The sequence below is a fragment of the Pseudomonas glycinis genome, assembly GCF_054871425.1.
The window spans coordinates 591409-610032 of the sequence record NZ_JBTYHF010000002.1; the positions used below are offsets into that span (position 1 = coordinate 591409).

General features: G+C 61.6%; 14 protein-coding genes. 2 read left to right on the plus strand and 12 right to left on the minus strand.

Annotated features, from left to right (window positions below; genetic code table 11):
- Positions 1-3: 3 nt before the first annotated feature.
- From cfaB to hflK (ACYSTU_RS06805), 5 genes are all read right to left on the minus strand, one after another.
- The gene (cfaB, locus tag ACYSTU_RS06785; protein WP_122612801.1) at positions 4-1191 is read right to left on the minus strand and encodes a C17 cyclopropane fatty acid synthase CfaB; all 1188 of its coding nucleotides are present in this window, start codon (positions 1189-1191) and stop codon (positions 4-6) included.
- A 177-nt stretch (positions 1192-1368) separates the two neighbouring features.
- Complete coding sequence (locus ACYSTU_RS06790; protein ID WP_498996974.1) at positions 1369-3279, minus strand: cation-translocating P-type ATPase; 1911 nt, start codon at positions 3277-3279, stop codon at positions 1369-1371.
- On the minus strand, positions 3276-4325 hold the full coding sequence (gene hflK / locus ACYSTU_RS06795; RefSeq protein WP_498996977.1) for a protease modulator HflK: 1050 nt from the start codon (positions 4323-4325) through the stop codon (positions 3276-3278). The genes ACYSTU_RS06790 and hflK (ACYSTU_RS06795) overlap by 4 nt, the downstream gene beginning before the upstream one ends.
- Positions 4322-5365 carry a protease modulator HflC gene (hflC, locus tag ACYSTU_RS06800; RefSeq protein WP_498996980.1) on the minus strand — a complete coding sequence of 348 codons (1044 nt, stop codon included), beginning with the start codon at positions 5363-5365 and terminating at the stop codon, positions 4322-4324. The genes hflK (ACYSTU_RS06795) and hflC overlap by 4 nt, the downstream gene beginning before the upstream one ends.
- A complete protein-coding gene (gene hflK, locus ACYSTU_RS06805; RefSeq protein ID WP_498996983.1) occupies positions 5362-7323 on the minus strand; it encodes a protease modulator HflK in 1962 nt (653 codons plus the stop codon). Before hflK (ACYSTU_RS06805) ends, hflC begins: the two co-directional genes overlap by 4 nt.
- Before the next feature lie 210 nt (positions 7324-7533).
- On the opposite strand from hflK (ACYSTU_RS06805), the gene lpdA reads away from it, so the two are divergent.
- Positions 7534-8934 (plus strand): dihydrolipoyl dehydrogenase, encoded by a 1401-nt coding sequence (gene lpdA / locus ACYSTU_RS06810; RefSeq protein WP_136493231.1) that lies wholly within the window; start codon positions 7534-7536, stop codon positions 8932-8934.
- Positions 8935-9034: 100 nt separating this feature from the next.
- Here the strand turns inward: lpdA and ACYSTU_RS06815 are convergent, their stop codons facing one another.
- Complete coding sequence (locus tag ACYSTU_RS06815) at positions 9035-9508, minus strand: Lrp/AsnC family transcriptional regulator (protein ID WP_041476556.1); 474 nt, start codon at positions 9506-9508, stop codon at positions 9035-9037.
- 145 nt (positions 9509-9653) lie between these two features.
- On the opposite strand from ACYSTU_RS06815, the gene ACYSTU_RS06820 reads away from it, so the two are divergent.
- On the plus strand, positions 9654-10283 hold the full coding sequence (locus ACYSTU_RS06820) for a LysE family translocator (RefSeq protein WP_498996986.1): 630 nt from the start codon (positions 9654-9656) through the stop codon (positions 10281-10283).
- Here ACYSTU_RS06820 and ACYSTU_RS06825 read toward each other — a convergent pair.
- From ACYSTU_RS06825 to ACYSTU_RS06850, 6 genes are read right to left on the minus strand one after another with little or no spacing between them, the layout of a single operon-like run.
- Positions 10280-12415 carry a hypothetical protein gene (locus ACYSTU_RS06825; protein ID WP_498996989.1) on the minus strand — a complete coding sequence of 712 codons (2136 nt, stop codon included), beginning with the start codon at positions 12413-12415 and terminating at the stop codon, positions 10280-10282. The two genes, ACYSTU_RS06820 and ACYSTU_RS06825, sit on opposite strands and share 4 nt — an antisense overlap.
- Entirely contained in the window at positions 12402-13586 is a 1185-nt protein-coding gene (locus ACYSTU_RS06830) for a DUF3142 domain-containing protein (RefSeq protein WP_498996991.1), read from the minus strand. Before ACYSTU_RS06830 ends, ACYSTU_RS06825 begins: the two co-directional genes overlap by 14 nt.
- 59 nt (positions 13587-13645) lie before the next feature.
- Positions 13646-14473, minus strand: a complete 828-nt coding sequence (locus tag ACYSTU_RS06835) for a class I SAM-dependent methyltransferase (protein ID WP_123441898.1) — start codon at positions 14471-14473, stop codon at positions 13646-13648.
- Entirely contained in the window at positions 14467-15621 is a 1155-nt protein-coding gene (locus ACYSTU_RS06840) for an acyltransferase family protein (protein WP_498996995.1), read from the minus strand. The genes ACYSTU_RS06835 and ACYSTU_RS06840 overlap by 7 nt, the downstream gene beginning before the upstream one ends.
- Positions 15618-16919: a glycosyltransferase gene (locus ACYSTU_RS06845; RefSeq protein WP_136493237.1), complete on the minus strand. Its 1302-nt coding sequence runs from the start codon at positions 16917-16919 to the stop codon at positions 15618-15620. The genes ACYSTU_RS06840 and ACYSTU_RS06845 overlap by 4 nt, the downstream gene beginning before the upstream one ends.
- Entirely contained in the window at positions 16913-18490 is a 1578-nt protein-coding gene (locus ACYSTU_RS06850; RefSeq protein ID WP_217879076.1) for a glycosyltransferase, read from the minus strand. The genes ACYSTU_RS06845 and ACYSTU_RS06850 overlap by 7 nt, the downstream gene beginning before the upstream one ends.
- Positions 18491-18624: the final 134 nt, after the last annotated feature.

Genomic DNA, 18624 nt, shown 5'->3' on the forward strand with positions numbered 1-18624 from the left:
GTTTCAGGGGTGGTAGATATCGTCGCGGGTCCAGGGCAATTCGTGGCTGCCATCCGGATGCGCTTTCACGGCGAGGATCTGATGCAGGTTGATCCAGCCCCGCGCGAAGGCATACGCGCAACCGGCCAGATACAGACGCCAGATACGCAGCGCTTGTTCAGGCACCAGTTTCGCCGCAGCTTCGAGGTTATCCTCCAGTCGTTCGCTCCAGTGATCGAGCGTGCGCGCGTAGTGCAGGCGCAAGCTTTCGACATCGACGATTTCCAGCCCGGCTTCACTGATCTCGGCTGAGATCATCGCCAGATGTGGCAGCTCGCCGTTGGGGAACACGTATTTTTCGATAAAGTCGCCAGCGCCGCGTCCAACCGGGCGGCCATCGGTGTGCTTGGCGGTGATGCCGTGGTTCATCACCAAGCCGCCCTCCTTCACCGCGCCAAACAGCGTTGCGCAATACTCGGCGAGATTGGCATGACCAACGTGTTCGAACATGCCGACGCTGACAACCTTGTCGAAGCGGCCGTCCTGCGGCAGATCGCGGTAGTCGAGCAATTGCAGTTCGACCTGATCTTCCAGACCCTCGGCCTTGACCCGCTCCTGCGCCAGCGCCAACTGCTCCTTGCTCAAAGTAATACCGAACACCTTTACGCCGAACTCTCGCGCCGCATACCGCGCCAGACCGCCCCAACCGCAGCCGACATCCAGCAAATACTCGCCCGGCTGCAAGCGCAGCTTGCGGCACAGATGGCGGAATTTGGCTTGCTGCGCCTGTTCGAGGGTTTCGCTACCGGTTTCGAAATAGGCACAGGAATACGCCATGTCGCTGTCCAGCCAGAGCTGGTAGAACGCATTCGACAGGTCGTAGTGGTAGGAAATGGCCTTGGCGTCAGTGTCCTTGTCGTGATGCGCACGCACCGGCTGACTGCCTTCGTCTTCGTCGAGCAGCGCATTGCTCAACTCGTCGCAAACCCGAATGACCTCGCTGATCGAGCCCTCCAGTTCCAGCTTGCCTTCGACGAACGCCGCACCCAGCGCATCCAGGCTTGGGTGGGTGAATTGAGTAACCATCTGCGGGTCCTTGACGACGATGGTTACGCTGGGCGTCGGGCCCAGATTGAACTCGTGGCCGTCCCAGAGTCGCAGGCGAAGCGGTAACTGCAGATTCTGTAAGGCCGGTGGAAGTTGCGCGAGCATGGAAAATCCCCCCTTGTTTCAGACGTCTGATCTGAGGGTAGACCAACCTGGAAAAATAGCAGGCTATCGATTCGATCGGCCTTGTCTATCGTGATCGGCACATCGGCTGAACGCCACAGACGACGCGTCTTACGATAGATGACTGCCTGCGCACTCGGCGGTTCGATGAATTTTCTTTCATTTATCCTGAGCGTCGAGCCTGAGCAATGGCTCCTGAAAGCGCAGCAAACGTCCGGCGTTGCCCAACACCAACAAGGTACTGAGGTTATGCAGCAGCGCCGCGATCATAGCCCCGGCCGCACCAAGCCAGCCGAACGCCGCGAAGACCACGATAGCCAGCGTCCAGCCGAGGCCGATAATCACGTTGACCTGCAAAGTACGCCGGCACTGACGACTCAAGCGCACGCAAGTACCGAGGCGACGCAAGTCGCTGCCGATCAAGACGATGTCCGCCGACGCCAAGGCAATGTCGGCCCCGCCAGCGCCCATCGCCACGCCGACCACGCCGGCCTTGAGCGCGAGTGAATCGTTGATGCCGTCGCCTACTACCATCGGGCGGAAGCCGTGATCGATTTCCTTCAGTACGCGATTGAGTTTGTCCTCCGGAAGCGCTTGCGCTTGGACTTCGTTCAGCCCGACTTCCTGCGCCAACGTTCGCGCAACGCTCTGGCGATCCCCCGTCAGCAGGAGTTGGCGTCCCAGCCCCAGTTCACGCAATTCGCTCAAGGCAAAGCGTGCTTCGGGTTTGATGCTGTCGGCGAGTAACAGCCAGGCGAGGAATTCGCCCTTAAGGGCCAACCCGGCAATCGGCCCATCGTGCTCAGGAACAAGGGTGGTTGTGATACCCAGTTGCGCGAACAACTCTGGACGACCGAGCGCAGCTTCGCCCTTCTCTGTCGTCGCCACTACGCCCAGGCCTTGGCGCTCATGGATGTTGGTCAGAGGCCAATACGCTTCCTGGTCAACCAGCCCAGCGAGTGCTCGGCTCACCGGATGACTGCTTGCCGCGCCGAGACTGGCGGCCAGTGTCTGCACTTCGGCGGTGTCCGCATTCAGGCTGTCTATCGACTGCAAACGCAAGGTGCCGTAAGTCAGCGTGCCGGTCTTGTCGACCACGAGCGAGGTCAGATCGGCGAGTTCTTCGAGGAACGCCGAGCTGCGAATCAGGATCCCGTGACGCGCGGCGACGGCGACACCGGCAATCGCCGTGGCCGGCGCCGACAGCACCAACGCACACGGACACGCCGCCACCAATACCGCGAGCATTGCTTGCGCATCATGAGTGACGAACCAGGTTACCGCCGCCAGCAGCAAGACCAGAACCATGTAGCTGCCGGCATAGCGTTCGAGCAATCGCGTGATCGGCGGTTTCGAGCGCTCGGCGTTTTGCATCAGGGCGATGACTTTGCCCAAGGTGGATTCGTCGCCGGTGCGGGTGACTTCGACGCGCAGCAATCCATCGAGGTTGATCGCGCCGCCGAACACTAGCATGCCGACGCCCGCTTCCACCGGAACCGACTCACCGGTAATCGACGCGGTATCAAGGCTCGCCTGCCCCGATAACACACGACCGTCCGCCGGCACCCGATCACCGGCCCGCACCTCGACAATATCGCCAGCACTGAGCGTGCCGTTGTCCACTTCGATAATCGAACCATCTGCTTGCAGCTTGCGCGCATGGCTGCGGGTCAACTGGCCAAGCGCATTGATCGCTTCCTGGGAGCCGATCACGCTGCGCTCCTCAAGCACATGGCCGAAGATCATGATGATCGGCAACAACGCCGCAGTGAGCAGATCACCGGTCGCCCAGGCACCGAGCATGGCCAGCGCGATCAACTGATCGGTGATGCCGTGCAGGCTCGGGTAACGCAGGCTGTACCACGCCGAACGCATCACCGGAACCGCTACCAGCAACGAGGCGAAACCGAGCAGCAACTGGCTGACACCGGTTTGCTCCGGGAGCATCCAGCGCCAGAGCAACCCCAGACCCAGCAATCCGAGCGCAAGCATCGCCAGGGTCAACTGACGCGCGGCGCGACGTTGTTCGGCCGAGGACAACAGACTCGGAGCAGCGGTGGTCGCCGTCATTGACTGGCTCCTTGAATGATCAATCGGGAATCGTCTTTCGGGTTGACGGTGGTGACCGACCCGGCCTGACCGAGAATTTTCGGCAGGCGTTCGCGATACAGACGCAGGAGCATTTGCGGGTCGGTAGACGTGGCCAGACTCGAGACGGTTGCGGTATCGGTCGAGGCTTTGGCAAGACGCTCGCCCGCCTGCGCGTGAGCTACCTGCAAGGTGCGGTCAGCCTGTTCGTTGGCAGATTGAGTGAGTTTTTCCGCCTCGGTACGCGCATTGGCCACAGCTTTATCGGCTTGCTGACTGGCCGTCAGAACCGCATTGAAGGCACTGACCGCTGGCTCCGGCAGACTTGATTGCACATCCACCCGCGACACCTCAATGCCAATACCCTGGCCGCTCGCCTTCAGTTCAGTGAGTCGCGCGTTGATGCCTTGCACCAGATCACCGCGCAATCGCTCACGACGCTCGGCCGCCTGATTGTCGGCGCCGATCAGTTCCGGGCGAGCGACCAGAATGGTGTCGAGATCTCGCGCGGCGGTCAGGGCCACGGCGCTGCGCGTCACCAGCTGATCGAGTGCTGGCAGCACATGTTCGCCCTGCAACACGAACGCATAGGGATCGGAGACTTGGTAAAACACTCGCACGTCCAGTTGCACTACGCCGGCATCGCCGGTCAATAAATAACCAGACCCGGCGAGTGCATCGCTCAATGGCGTGGCGAAGGACGCCACCCGGTCAGCCTTCAACGCCTCGTCACTGCGCAACAGATTTTCCACTCGACGCTCGATCACCCGGTCAGCCGCCGGCAACAGAACCACCTGCTCAAAGGGTTGCGGCCACGCCCATAACAGCCCGGCATTCTGAACGCGATCCAGCGCGCCGAAGTGCAGCACCACGGCGCGGTTTTGCGGATCAATCTGCCGGACGTTCGAGAATGCCCATGCCAACGCCGCCAACACGGTGATCGCATACAGCGCGATGAAGGTCAGACGTCCGGCCTGGATCCACGGACTGTTCAACGCATGTGTTCCACGTGGAACTTCTTCGCTCATCGTTGCGATCCAGCTTTGTTGTCGAGCGTCGGTGGGCCGTCGACCAATACGCGGAAAGGTGCGGCATCGGTGCGCAGAATCAATTTGGTGTCCGGCGTGACGATGGTGCCGAGGGTGTCGAGGGAGCGCAGGAGGTTGTAAAGCTGTGGCGAGCTGGCGTAGGCGCGCCCATAAACCTGCGCAGCCTCGACTCGCGATTGCGCTTCAATGTCAGCGGCTTTCACCATTGCATCAGCCTGGACGATCCGCGCATCGCGCTCGGCGGCGGAGCGAATTTGCGCCGCTTCGCGTTTGCCGATCGCTGTACGTTCCGTAGCAATGGTTTCACGCTCGGCACGCATGCGGTCGACCGTGGCGCTGAGCGTGACCGATGGCAAAGTCAAACGCTCGATACCCACCTGCACAACGCGCACGCCATATGTAGCAAGCAACTGTTGATCGATCTGCTGACGCAACTGCGTTTCAAAATCGCCGATGCGCACTTGTTTGGCATCAGTGTTGACCAGATTCGCCAGATCGAAACTGCTGGCCGTGGTCTCCAGCGCTGAGCCGACAAAGGTTCGAATCTGCCGCGCCGCTTCGTCCGGCTGATTCTGCACGGCACGCATGAAACGCTGCACGTGTTCAGGATCACCCTGCACCTGCCACGCCACGTAGGCCTGAACGATGATGCGCAAACCGTCCTTGGTGCCGACGTCCTGCAAACCACTTGAGGTGGTACGTAGACGCAAGTCCACCGGAATCGCCGCTTCGAACGGCGCAGGCCAGCGCCAGCTCAAACCGGGATCAAGCAATACCCGCGAAGGATTACCGAAACGGGTGATGACCGTGGCTTCACCGGAGCGCACTTGCACCAGACTTGCGGCGGCAATGGCAAACGCCACCAGCAACGCAGCCCAGCCCATACGCCGCCACGGAAATGGTCCGACTTCTGGCACCTCGCCGTGATGGTGGTGATGCCCATGATGATGGTGATGCCCGCCGTGGCCGTGGTCGTGGCCGCTGTGGTCGTGAACGTCATGAACAGGCGACTGGCTCAATGGGTGGCTCCTGGTTGAGCGGTGGTACGGGCGGGCGACGGATCAGTCGGCAGTGTGAAAGTACGCAGATCGATGGTTGGCGCATTTGCGCTCCCGCCGAGTCGATGATCGAGTATCAGCAACTTGGCTTTACTCAAGCCCTGACTGAGCTGGCTGAGATATTGCTCCAGCACGAAGGCCTGGCCGGCATTGGTGAAAGCTTTCTGATCGGCGCTGAATTTAAGGTCGGCGGTTTGCGCGGCTGCATTGATCTCCCGCGCATTGGCCACTGCCTGATCCCGCGCCGTACTCGCCTGCAACTGCGCCTCGTTAGTGGCCTGCGCAGCCGCCCCGCGTTCGCGAGCGATCAACGCCTGCGCGCCGATCTGCGCCGCTTGCACACTGTGGTAGGCATTCGCCGCGCCGGCCGGTGGATGAATCGCTTCGACAACTGTGGCGAGGATTTCCACACCGCTGTTCAATCTGTTCAGATCGCTTTGCACTGCGCGACCGATTTCCTCGGCCAGCCCTGCCCTGTCGTCGCCGAGCAGACCGTCGAGGGTGCGCGAGGCAAAATCGTGAACCAGGATGCGGCTGGCGGTGCTGCGAATCAGCGTCGGTACATCGGCACTGTTGTAGGTCGCAGCAAGTGCCGCTTCGTCGTTCAAACCGATGCGATAAACGAAGCGCACGTCCATGTTGACGATTTGCAGGCCCTGTTGCGCGCCGCGGCTGCTGGCGATGACCTGGGATTTGTCGTTGACGTGGCTGGCGTCCCACAAACGGTTGGCGGTCAGCGGCGCCGGGCCTTCAGCGGAATCGGACTGCACGGCGATTGGCTTATCGCCGACGCTGGTGGCCAGTTCGTGGACTACGCCGTTTTCAACGGAGATCACACGCCCCAATGGCGAGGGCAAACCGGCATGCAAACCCGGGCCGAAAACCTGTACCGGATTACCGAAGCGCTCGTAGATGCCGCGACCTTGCAGGGGAATTTCATGTACGCCGCTCAGCAGCCAACCGCTTAGGGCGACCACCGCCAACACCGGCAACAAGGCCCGGCGCATGTAACTGAAGGCCCAGATCTGGCGCAGATCGATGCCGAACCGATTGTGCATTTCATGCTGCAACGCCAGCCACGGCTGCGGCGGCCAGCGCAGCATATCGGCGATAAAACTGCGCGCCAGCAGGGTCGGTTCCAGTTGTTCACGCCGCGGGCTGAAGACAGACAGTAACGCGCGCAACAGCAGTTCGCCGGCAACCAACATTGGCAGGACTGCGCTGAGCACCGCCACGCGTACCGGCCAGACTGCGCTTTCGCTGGCAAACAACAGACACAGCGCACCGATCAAGAGTGTGATGACCACCACCCGGGTCAGTTGCGCCAGCGCAGCCGCTTCCGGCCATTGCGCCGGCGGTTCCTGCGCCAGGTGCCGCTCCAGCACCAGCAGGGCAAACGCCAGCAACAACGCCAATGCCGCACCGATGCTCGCCGACAGCCCCAAGGCCGCCGCAGGCAACGTGAGATTCCACACCTGCTCAATACCAAGCAGAACCAGCAACGCCCAGCCGCCGAGCCACAACGTCGGCGCACCGATTTGTCCAAGCAGATGGCGGCCCCGCTGACTCAATCGCTCCAGCAGCCTTTCGTACCAGCCCTCGGCTGCGGCGCCCTCCTCCACGACGCTCGGTTGCGAAGCGGGCGGATGCATCACCCGCGCGCGCCATCGCGCCACCCACCACGCCGATTGCAGACCGGCGACCAGCACCAGCAACGCTGCGCCCTGATTGACCAACAACGGCAACCACAGGGACTGCGGCGCAAACAGGCAGACGAAAAACGCCAGCACCCAGCCCGACCCCGCCACTGCGCCGAGTCCATACGCCAACCGACGCAATTTGCGTGACTGCACGGCTGCCTGCTGAAAGCGCGGCAGCCCGGTGACTGGCGTGGCGTCCAACTCAAGATCGACTTGCATAACACCCCGAAAATGTAGGCTCTGCGTTCATAGCGTTACGATATAACGCAAACTGTGAAATATTCGTACACAAATACGCTTATTCAAGGATGCCGCAGCTGTCGCTTGCCTGAAGCCTTGACCGAAATGTTCGACGAAGCTCATATTACGCACATAATTTTTATCGCGACTAATCTTGGCTATCCCCTTCGAGCAATCTGGAGCAAGCGCATGAGCAACTATGACGTAGTGATTCTGGGCGGCGGCCCCGGCGGTTATAACGCAGCGATCCGCGCGGGCCAGCTCGGGCTCAAGGCCGCTTGCGTCGAAGGACGTGCGACCCTGGGCGGCACCTGCCTGAACGTCGGTTGCATGCCGTCCAAAGCCTTGTTGCACGCCTCAGAGCTGTACGCCGCTGCGGTGGGCAAGGAGTTTGCCAATCTCGGCATCGAGGTCGAACCGACGCTGAACCTCGCGCAGATGATGAAGCAGAAGGACGAAAGCGTCGCCGGCCTGACCAAGGGCATCGAGTTTCTGTTTCGCAAGAACAAAGTCGACTGGATCAAGGGTTGGGGCCATATCGACGGCCCGGGCAAAGTGACGGTGACCGACGCCCAAGGCAACAAGAGCGAACTCAGCGCCAAGGACATCATTATTGCCACTGGTTCCGAGCCCACTCCCCTGCCCGGCGTCGAGATCGACAACCAGCGCATCCTCGATTCCACCGGCGCACTGTCATTGAGTGAAGTACCCAAACATCTGGTGGTCATTGGTGCCGGGGTGATCGGCCTGGAGCTGGGTTCGGTATGGCGCCGACTCGGCGCGCAGGTCACCGTGGTCGAATACCTTGATCGTATCTGCCCCGGCGTCGATGGCGAGGCCGGCAAGACCTTGCAGCGCGCGCTGAGCAAACAAGGCATTGCCTTCAAACTGAGCTCGAAGGTCACCAGTGCCACCAGCTCCGCCACAGGCGTGCAGCTGAGTGTCGAGCCTGCCGCTGGCGGCACGGCTGAACTGATCGAAGCCGATTATGTGCTGGTGGCCATCGGGCGCCGGCCATACACCCAGGGCTTGGGGCTGGAGAACGTCGGCCTGAGTACCGACAAACGCGGCATGCTCGCCAACAAGCAACATCGCACCGAAGCCGCCGGGGTCTGGGTGATCGGCGACGTCACGTCCGGCCCGATGCTCGCGCACAAGGCTGAAGACGAAGCCATGGCCTGCGTCGAGCAGATCCACGGCAAGGCTGGCGAGGTCAATTACGCGCTGATCCCCAACGTCATCTACACCCAACCGGAGCTGGCCAGCGTCGGCCAGACCGAAGAACAGCTAAAGGCCGAGGGCCGTGCCTACAAGGTCGGCAAGTTTCCTTTCACCGCCAACAGCCGGGCGAAGATCAATCACGAAACAGAAGGCTTTGCCAAAGTCCTCGCCGACGAGCGCACGGACGAAGTGCTTGGCGTGCATCTGGTCGGGCCGAGCGTGAGCGAGATGATCGGCGAATTCTGTGTGGCGATGGAGTTCAGCGCCTCGGCCGAGGACATTGCCCTTACCTGCCATCCGCACCCGACGCGTTCGGAAGCGTTGCGTCAGGCAGCGATGAATGTCGAGGGGATGGCGACGCAGATGTAGGTTCCAAACTTTGCCGCCGTCTTCGCGAGCAGGCTCGCTCCCACTTTGGAATGCGTTCCCCATGTGGGAGCGAGCCTGCTCGCGAATGGCGCCACCCGGTCTACAGCGGCAGATGGCCTAACGGCAACGCGCCCGGCGCTTTCACTGTGTGAATGGCAAAGTTGCTGCGAATATCGCTCACACCCGGAAGCTTGAGCAGATGGCCGCTGACAAAGCGGTCATAAGCGCGCAAGTCAGGCACCACTACCTGCAACAAAAAGTCCGATTCGCCGGACACCAGAAACGCTGAGACCACCTCAGGCAGCGCAGTAACAGCGGCATAAAAAGCCTCGGCGCGTTCTTCGTTGTGGCGCTCGACCTTGACCCCGACAAACACCGTCAGCCCCAGCCCGACTTCATCGCGATCCAGATTGGCCTGGTAACCTCGGATCACCCCCGCCTCTTCCAGCATGCGCACCCGGCGCAAACACGGCGAAGCCGACAGGCCGATTTCTTCTGCGAGCTCGACATTGCTCAAGCGCCCGTTGCGTTGCAGCGCGGCGAGAATCTTGCGGTCATAGGCGTCGAGTTTCATCATTGGCAGATCCCGATAGTCTGACGGTTGAAAACCAGCAGGTTATGCCAAAGCTGCGAACAATTGAAGCCGACTACGCAAGCACCTGCCCTGCCCTCTCGCTCTAGACTGGCCCGAGCAAATCAACAGCGAAAGGGGGTGTGATGTGGCAAGTCTGTGGCTGTTCGTTCTGACGCTGGCTGTGGTTCTGCTACTGCCGGGACCGGATATGATCCTGCTGTTGCAAACCGGTGCGCGGCAAGGTCGAGCTGCGGCGCTGGCCACGGCGTTGGGTTTGGCCATCGCCCGCGGCTGCCACGTGGCACTGGCGGCATTGGGGCTGGCGGCGCTGTTCAAAACGGCGCCGTGGACGTTTGACGTGGTGCGCATCGCTGGCGCGGCCTATTTGTTGTGGATCGGCATCCAGTGTTTTCGCAGCTCGCTGGTGCCGAACCTGCAAGCCCAAGAGCAGGCACCTGCCCACGACCAGTGGCGCGGTGCGATCCGTCGCGGTTTGCTGACCAACCTGCTCAATCCCAAGGCGTTGCTGTTCTGCTCGGTACTGTTGCCACAGTTTATCGTCAGCGGCGGCGCGCCGGTGCTGACACAGTTCGCCATGCTCGGCCTGGTGCTGGTCAGCGTCGGCCTGCTGTTCGACAGTGTTTTCGCCATGACCGGCGCGGCACTGGGCCGTTGGCTGCAACACAGTCCGACCGCCCAGCGCGCTCAGCAATGGCTGTTCGGCAGTCTGTTGATTGGCTTCGCCGTACGCCTGAGCTTCATTCAACAGGCCTAGCCTTTGCGCACCTTGCGCTGACGACGGGTAATCAGCATTAACGCAGCAACAGCGACCAGCAGCACCGCGCCGATCTGCACCGGCCACTTGTACGGCCGCAGCGTCCCACGCACGGCATCGGTCACTTGGGTGACGTAGCGCTTGTCGGCATTCTCAAAATCCGGATACGGGCATTGATTGCCGAAGTCTTGCGCCCACGGCACATAAGGGCCTTCCTTGACGTAGCGCTGATACAGCGCACTCTGGTCTTCAAGGCTGCTGTTCCAACCGGCGGCGTTGCACAACACCGCGGCAAATGCCTGACTGGTGTGCGGCAGGTTATCGGCGGCGCGACCGGCCAGTGCCGTGGCGACAAAACGATAGTGATAACGCTGATCCGGTTGCGCGGCGCTGGCCTGCTGGCGCTGCACTTCCGCCGTGGAAATCAGCGGGCCGACATCCAGCTTCGTGCTCTCCAGCGTGTAATTGCCGCCGAAGGTGGCGTAATCAGGCGCCATCTCATAACCGAGGATGTCCATGCCCCACTCCCGGGCCGTCCATGCGGCGTTGTATAACGCACTGGCGCGTTTGCTCGGCCACCACGCCGACTCGGCCTTGAGCCGTTGCTCGCCATAGAGCCGGGCCTTGTGCTGCAGATCGTCACTGGCGAAATAACCGACCGCTTCCTCGTAACGTCCCTCACGCAGCAAGCGCCGACCGAGCAGATTGCGCAGATTGGCGGCCACCGGCAGCGGCACATAGTTGTCGCGCTCCTGCTGCGTCAATGGCGGCGGCGCCGGCACGTTCTCATCGACGTACCGCTTGAGCTCATCGACCGTCAGCACCCGCTCGGCAACGGTGGCGGCATCGAACCAGTAAAGGCTGTTGCTGCGATACAACTGCACGAACGCTTGCAGGTATTCGCCGCGTTGCAGCGCCAGGATCGCGCTTTCGCCCTCGACCCGGCATTTTGGCTGCACCGTTTCAAACGCCCAGTCCGGCGTGCGGCGATAACCCCAGTCTTCATTCTGCGGAAAGGCCTGGGCGGCTTTGGCGTAGGCGGCGGCAGCGGCAGTCGTGTCGCCGTCACGCACTGCCAGTTTTGCCCGCAGCCACCAGGCCAGCCCGCCGTCGCCGGCGTTTACCAGAAAGGCCTTGGCAGACGCGTAGTCGCCCTGTTGATAACTCATCGCCGCCAGTCGATCGGCATTGTCGAGGCTGCCACGGGTGCTGTTTTGCAGGAGTGTGACGAGTTTCTTTTCATTCGGCGGCTGCTCACCGAAAGACCAGCCCTGACGGCTGACCAGCGACGCCGTGACCAGTTGCTGCACTGCTGGCTGCTGGAGCAGTTTGGCCAACTGAGATTCCGGCAATTCGGCCAGTTCGTTCATCAGTTGCTTGAGCGAGGTGTAACCGACGGCCGAACCGTGCAGGTTCTGTGCTTCGTACAGTTCGATGGCGCCGCTCCAGTCGCCCGCGCTGCGCAACACACGCGCCTCCTCACCAAGGCTGGCAACGCCCAGTTCCAACGGATCGCTGAAGCCGTCGATGCTCAGTTGCCGGGCCTGGCGGAAGGCATCGCGCGCTTCTTCCAGCGCTTCGATGCGATCGTGCGCCTCGTTGCTCATGGCGAAGGCGATACGCCCGAGGGAATACGCCGCCCAGGTGCTGCGCAACGGACGCTGGTCTGCCGGCAGCGCCAGCACTTTGTTGAAATACTCCGTGGCCAATTGATGGTCGCCGGTGGCAAAGGCCACCGCGCCGGCGACATACAACCGGATTTCCGCCGGCAGACTGGCGCCCTGCTCCTCGGCCTGACGTGCATCGCTGAGCCCGCGCAGGCGCTTGACCACAGCGTATTGCTCGACGCTCAGGCCCACCTGCTCAGCCTGTTCGCGCGCCAGTTCTGACGCGTTGTCTTCGGCATAATCGTTGGGGTTGTGGGTCGCCGCTGTGACATTTTTCAGCCCGGCAATGGTTTTACCGAGGCGACTGACTTCGAAGCTGAAACTGCCTTCGGGCAGATCGGCGAGGGTCTGCGCGCGGTTGTCGAGCAGGCGCATCGGGAAGTCCGGGCCGCAGGCCAGCGCCGACCCCAGCGGCAGACTGAGGCTCAGGCAAAGCAGATGGCGGGGCCAGTTACGGGTCAACATGCGAACCTCCTTGATCAATATGTGCACAACGCGCCCAACCGACAGCGCGCTGTCCGCCCGCCGGCAAGCGGCCGTCACGCAGGCGGGTGAAGGTAAGCAGATTGGCACTTTGTTGCAACGAGTAACCGGTGAGCGCATCGGCGCCTGCACAACCCCGCGCCTTTAGGGTGATTTGCGCGGGCCACGGGCTGTCGAGATTGCCGCGGTTATCGAGCTGGATGTCATAGAGTCCGCCCTGCTCTTTGAATGACAGGCGCAACTGACTGTTCAGCACATTGCCACGCGCCACGGCGCGCAAAGTAGTCAGGCTCCAGGCGCGACGATCGTTGGCCAGCGGCAGGCGAAACCAGATCAGCCCGGCCAGATGCTCGGGCGGATCCTCGCGCAAGGTCTTGGCCAATTGGCTGAGTTGCTGCGGATCGGCGAGCAACTCCCGGCGCTGCCCGCCGCGCTCCAGTTGCACTTCGCTTTCCACTACCGGCGCGCCACCGTCATCGCTCAACAGCGCAACGCCGTAGGCCGGCAGCGCCAGATAGAAGGGTTTGTCGCTGACATGTGCCCAGGCCTTGGCCCATCTCAACGCCTGCTCGGGATCGAACAGACCCAGTCGCGGATCGCTCACGGCGTGGACTTGCAGCACGCTGCTGTCGACGCTTCGCAACAGCGCCGGCAACTGCGCGCTATCGAGCCAGGCCGGTAGCGCGGTGATGCTCAAAGGCAACGATGGCGGCAAGACCGCACGCAAGTGTTTGAGGAATTCAGCGTACACGGGCAGCCGTGCATTGCCGGCATCGTGGTCGATTTCGATACCGTTCAGCGTGAGGCCTTGCGCTTGCCAATCGGCGACGACTTGCAGAATCTGCGCGGTGACCTGCTGCTGGTCCAGCGACTGCAACTGGCCATCGAGGCGAATCACTGCGATCAGAGCGCGACCATCAGCTTTCAACAACGCCGGATTAACCCGCGCCCTGCTCCACCGCTCGCCGGGAAAGGCCTGCAACGCCAGCACGCGCAGGGTGGAGAAATCATGGCGACTGTCGCGCAATGCCGGCTCATGCGCAGGTGTCCATTGGCGTTGCCAGACGTAGAGCTGCTGGTCGAGGGCCGGTGCGGCGTGTTGCTCGCAACCTGCCAGCAAGACGCTAAGGATCAGACCCGCAATAAACCGCATACCTTGAAAATCCCTGAAGCCACAGGGCTGCAAGGTTACACAAAACCCTGCGCAGACGATCAGGGTTTGCGCGCGATAATCACCTGACTCTTGGCCACCACCGCATCCAGCGCCTGCTTGATCTGTGCACCGCGCGGGGAATCCAGCACCGCTTGCCACGTGTTGGCCCAGTGCTCGAGCATCGGGTGATCGGGATTGCTGAACTCGACCTTGGCCTCCCAGAACAACATCATCCACATCGACCAGTAGAAGCCATATTGGCTGTGGCTGATGATCTCCAGCCCGGCGTCGCTGACCATGGCCTTGAACTGGTCTTCGCTGATGATGCGTATGTGATTGGGTTTCTGGAAATACTCCGGCGCGGCGATGTCCTTTTGCAGGTCCTCGGAGCTGGGATGCGGCACGCTCAGCAGATACAACGCGCCCGGCTTGCCGACACGCACCAGTTCGGCAAGAAACTGCGCGGGATCGTCAACGTGTTCGATAACTTCAGTGCAGACCACACGCGTTGCCGTTGCCTCGGCAATCCGTAGCGGGTTGCAGTCGGTAACGTGGCATTCGATGTCCCGGGCCGGGGTGTCGCTCAGACGCTGGCGCGTGGCTTCGACCTTGGCTGCATCGATATCGGCAAGAATGATCTTCGCCCCACGCATAGCGCAGAAGTGCACGTTGCCGCCATCACCGCAACCGACATCAAGCAACGTGTCGTCGGCGCTCACAGCGAAGCCCGTGTACAGCTCGTGAGTCTCCTGGTTGAACCAGCCGCTGAGCTTCGCATCGTAAAGGCCGAGCATGTACGGATCGACTTTATCGGCAACCGCAGCGACCGGTTCTGCCGAAGTTTGCGCAGGCGTTGTCGCCGAGAGTTTCTTCAAAAAGCTCAGCATGAGGTGGCTCCGGGTGAGGTAACTGCAGTTCGGGAGGTGCCGAGGCGCTTGACCAGCGCAGCACCGCGATTGCGCATCGGCATTTCGATCAAGCGATAGTTGAATTCGCTGAGCAGCGCGATCAGGCCAAAGGCAATCAGCACCGTAAGGATGGGATGTCCGGCCGGGCTCGGCAGACCGCTGCTCTGCAAGCGAAAGATCAGCTCACGCAGCAGCAGATAGGCGGGGATGTGGATCAGGTAGATGCCGTAGGAACGGCTGCCGATCCATGCCAGCAACCGCTGCAAGCGTCCGGCAGGCATCAGGTAGTTGCGGTTGTACGAGGCGGTCCAGACCAGCAGCGCACTGAGCACGGCGATCGAACCGATTCGGAAGCTGGCCAAGGTAAAACGGTCGGTCGCCATGAAGCTCAACAGCACTGCAATGACAATCAAGGCTGAAATGCCAAGCCATGGTTGGCGCAAGAACGAGGGCTGCCAGCGCTGATAACCCGGCTGCGCACTCCACATCGCCAACAGTACGCCAAGGGCCAGCGCGTCGGTGCGCACTACCATCAGCAACGGCGTGCGTACGGTCAGAATCTGCACCGCGACCAGCGCCAGCAATGCCCAGACCAGGTGTCGGCGAAACAACAGGATCAGCAACGGAAAAAGCAGGTAGAACTGCTCCTCCAGCGCCAGGCTCCAGTAAACGAAACTGCTGCCATATTCGTATTGGAAGAAGCTGTCGGCGAAGCGGAAATTGGCGTATTGCAGCACCCCGGCCAGGGTCGCCTGAAGATTGGCGGATAGCGTGCCGAACGCACCGGATCGATTGAAAAACATACAGGCCAGCAGGATCAGCGCAAGCCACAGCCAAGCTGAAGGCAACAACCGAAAAGCCCGGCGCAGCCAGAAATGGCGGACCTGTCGCCAGCGCTCCTGGCCCGTCGTGCAGCCTTGCAGCACCGGGATCAAGCTCCGGGCGATGACAAAACCGGAGATCGCAAAAAACAGGTCAACGCCCCACCACGTCTGCGCCCATTCGTGGATCCGGGCCAGCGACGGCACCGGGTCGGTGAAAAGATTGTCCGCCAGATGGTGGAACAACACCGCGAGCACCGCGACCGCACGCAGGACTTCAACGTCCATGATGCGCTTGCCGTTCATGCCTGGGGGGCTTCCAAGGCAGGCGCACGATGCTCGAACAACCGCGTCAGAAACCCTCGCAAACGCTGTTCAGCCACAGCCTGGCTGCAGAACGCCTGCAAACTGTCGACTGCCTGCGCGGACATATCGGCATAGCGCTGCGGCTGGGTTTTCGCGACGTCGTAACTGGCCCGATAGGCTTCGCACAACGAGGTCCAGTTGGTCACGTAGCGCAGGGTTCGGAAGGCCTTGCGCGGGTCGTGGGGCCAGGCTGTCAGTTCATCCGTGGACTCGATGAGAAAGGCATTCGCGGTGCCCAGGTAATCGATCATCGCCGTGGTACGCGGCGCCACAGCCGGCTTGCCGCAGGACATGAATTCCATCAGCGGCAGGCACTGCCCTTCACCGTACGAGGTGTTGACCACATACCGCGTGGCCTGCACCAGTTGCTCGTAGTCCGGATCGGCGAGGTAGCCGTAGATCAGAACGATGCGGCAGCGATAAGACTGGTTTTTGTACAAGTGATGAAGAATATCGCTGAGCGCTTCTTCGGCGTCATGGTGAGTGAGCTTGAGCACCAGCGTCGCGTCTTCGACATCGCGGAAACACACACAGAACGCACTGAGCATGTCTTCCCAGTTCTTGCGCCCGTCACCGGGATTGAACACCGAGGTGTAAACCACACCGTCAAGCATCAGCGACTGTTCGGAGGCCGGCGCGGCGAAGTCGATGCCGTCGCCGCTGCGCAGGTGCGCCGGCCCGAATGCGTTCAGATTGAGGGTGCGGCTGTCCGCGACCAGGCCTTTGATCGTCAGGCTGTACGCGGCGGCCAGCGCTTGCTCGGGCATTTTCGCGCCACGGGCAGCAAAACGGTCCCAGACCGGCGCCGGCACCGCGACGATCGGGTATTCGGCACCCATCGCCTCGTGCACGGCGTTGACCGTATAGCTGGAATGGGTAATCGCCGCCCCGCAGGCATGCAAGACGCTACGCCAGTCGTTGCGCGGCTCGCCCGCAAAGGCTTCGTTGGGGATCGTGCTGAACTCCCACGCAAACACCGGCAGCGTCGGACAGGACAGGTGTACGGGGGTGCGATGCGGCGGCGAGAACGACAGAAACACGCAAGGCTCGCCACGGCTCAGGCATTCCAGATACAGCGCATCGACTTCTGTCTGCGGATCGGCCACTTCCACCACCCGACCGATGCGTTCTAGCACCGGACGATATTCCTTGAGCACGAAGTAATAGCTGTACTCCGAACGTCCGAGGTTCTGCGCGATGGTGTGCCGGTTGGTTTCCGAATGAATGATGATCAGCATGAGGCGTTATCCGTCACAGGCGCAGCATCGGTGGGGCCTGCTGTCAGCGCAAAGAACTCCGCGAGGCGTTTGCGCACCGGCGCGAAGGCGCAGTATTGCTGCATGCGCGCGACGGCGGCGGCAGACATCCGCTGATATTCCTGCGGCTGAGCCTTGGCCATTCGATAGCTGTTTTCGTAGGCGTTTTTCAGCGAGCCCCAGTCGGGGCGGTGCCGCAGCGTGCGGTAGATGATCCGCGTGTCCTGCGGCCAGATCGTCAGCTCTTGACTGGACTTGACCACGAACGCCACCGAGTCATCGATGTAGTCCTTCATCGCCGTGTGATCGGGGGCTATCACCGGTTTGCCGCTGGACATGAACTCCATCAGGGGCAGGCACAACCCTTCGCAGCGTGACGCGTTGACGTAGAAACTGGCCGCCTGATAAAGCCTGGCGTACTGCGCGTCGTCGAGGTAACCGTGCATCACCACGACCCGACAGGCGAACGGCGTGAGTTGCGCCAGCAGGGTCATCAATTCGCTGTAATAGGACGCCAGATCATTCTGGGTAATCTTGAGCACCAGCGTCGCGTCGGGCGTTTCGCGGAACGCCCAGCAGAATGCGCTGATCAGTCGATGCCAGTTCTTGCGGCCATCCTTGGGGTTGAATACCGAGACGTACACCACACCCTCGACAGTGGTTTCGACCACCGATGAGGTGTCCGGCAGATCGAGCGGCGCCGGTTCGATCACGGGCACCGGCGCAGCGCCGCACACCTCAGGCCAACGCTGTTGCAGCCAGCCATGCAGAGCGTCCGGCAGCAGATCGCGAATGCCTTCCCAGTACCAGTTGTGCAGAAATTTCACCCGCGGCACCGGCTCCGCCTGCTCGTGTCCCAGATCCAGCACCCACAAGCGCAGATAATGTCGAGCAATGACCAGTCGGCGTTTGAACGTCAACGGTGGCGGCCGCGCGGCTTCAATTGCTGCGGCCAGTGCAGCCTGCTCTTCAGGGCTGATTGGCGTCGGGATCAGCGCATCGGCTGACAGGCCGAGGGTGCGCGAATCGAATATGCACCCCTTGATTGCCAGTGCAGTGCCCGGGTTGACCGGCATCGGTTGGTGTTGCTGACGAATCGTTGCGAAGCTGTCCCACAACGGCGTCGGCAAAACCAGCACCGGGAACGCTTCGCCCATGGCGCGGCGGATGGCCGTTGCCGTGTGGCTCGACAGGGTGATGACCCGACCGTGGCGCGCGAGCATGCGTGTCCAGTCCTGACGCGGATCGTCGTCCCACTGTTCATCGGGGATCGAATCGAACTCCCAGGCCACCACGCAAATCGTCGGGCATTGCAGATCAACCGGAGTTTTCTGCGGCGGGGTGAAGGACAGGAACACACTGTCTTCGCCAGCGGCGAGCAATTGCCGGTAAATCACATCGACGTCGGCGACAGATCCGGCCACGTGCACGCGCCCCAGGCTTTCCAGCACCGGGCGATAGGCTTTGAGGACAAAGTAATAGCTGTATTCCGGACGCCCGAGACTGGCACTGATGGAGCTGTCGTTGACGTCCGAGTAGAGAATGAAATTCATGGCATCCCACGATGAAGCACCATCCCGGCGACTTCATGCTATGACGGCCGCGCGGCGGAGCGGGTCGGCAGGGCCGGCACTCGTCCGTCATCATCGGGCACGTCTCTGTTCTTGTTTTAGTGGTCAGTTTCACC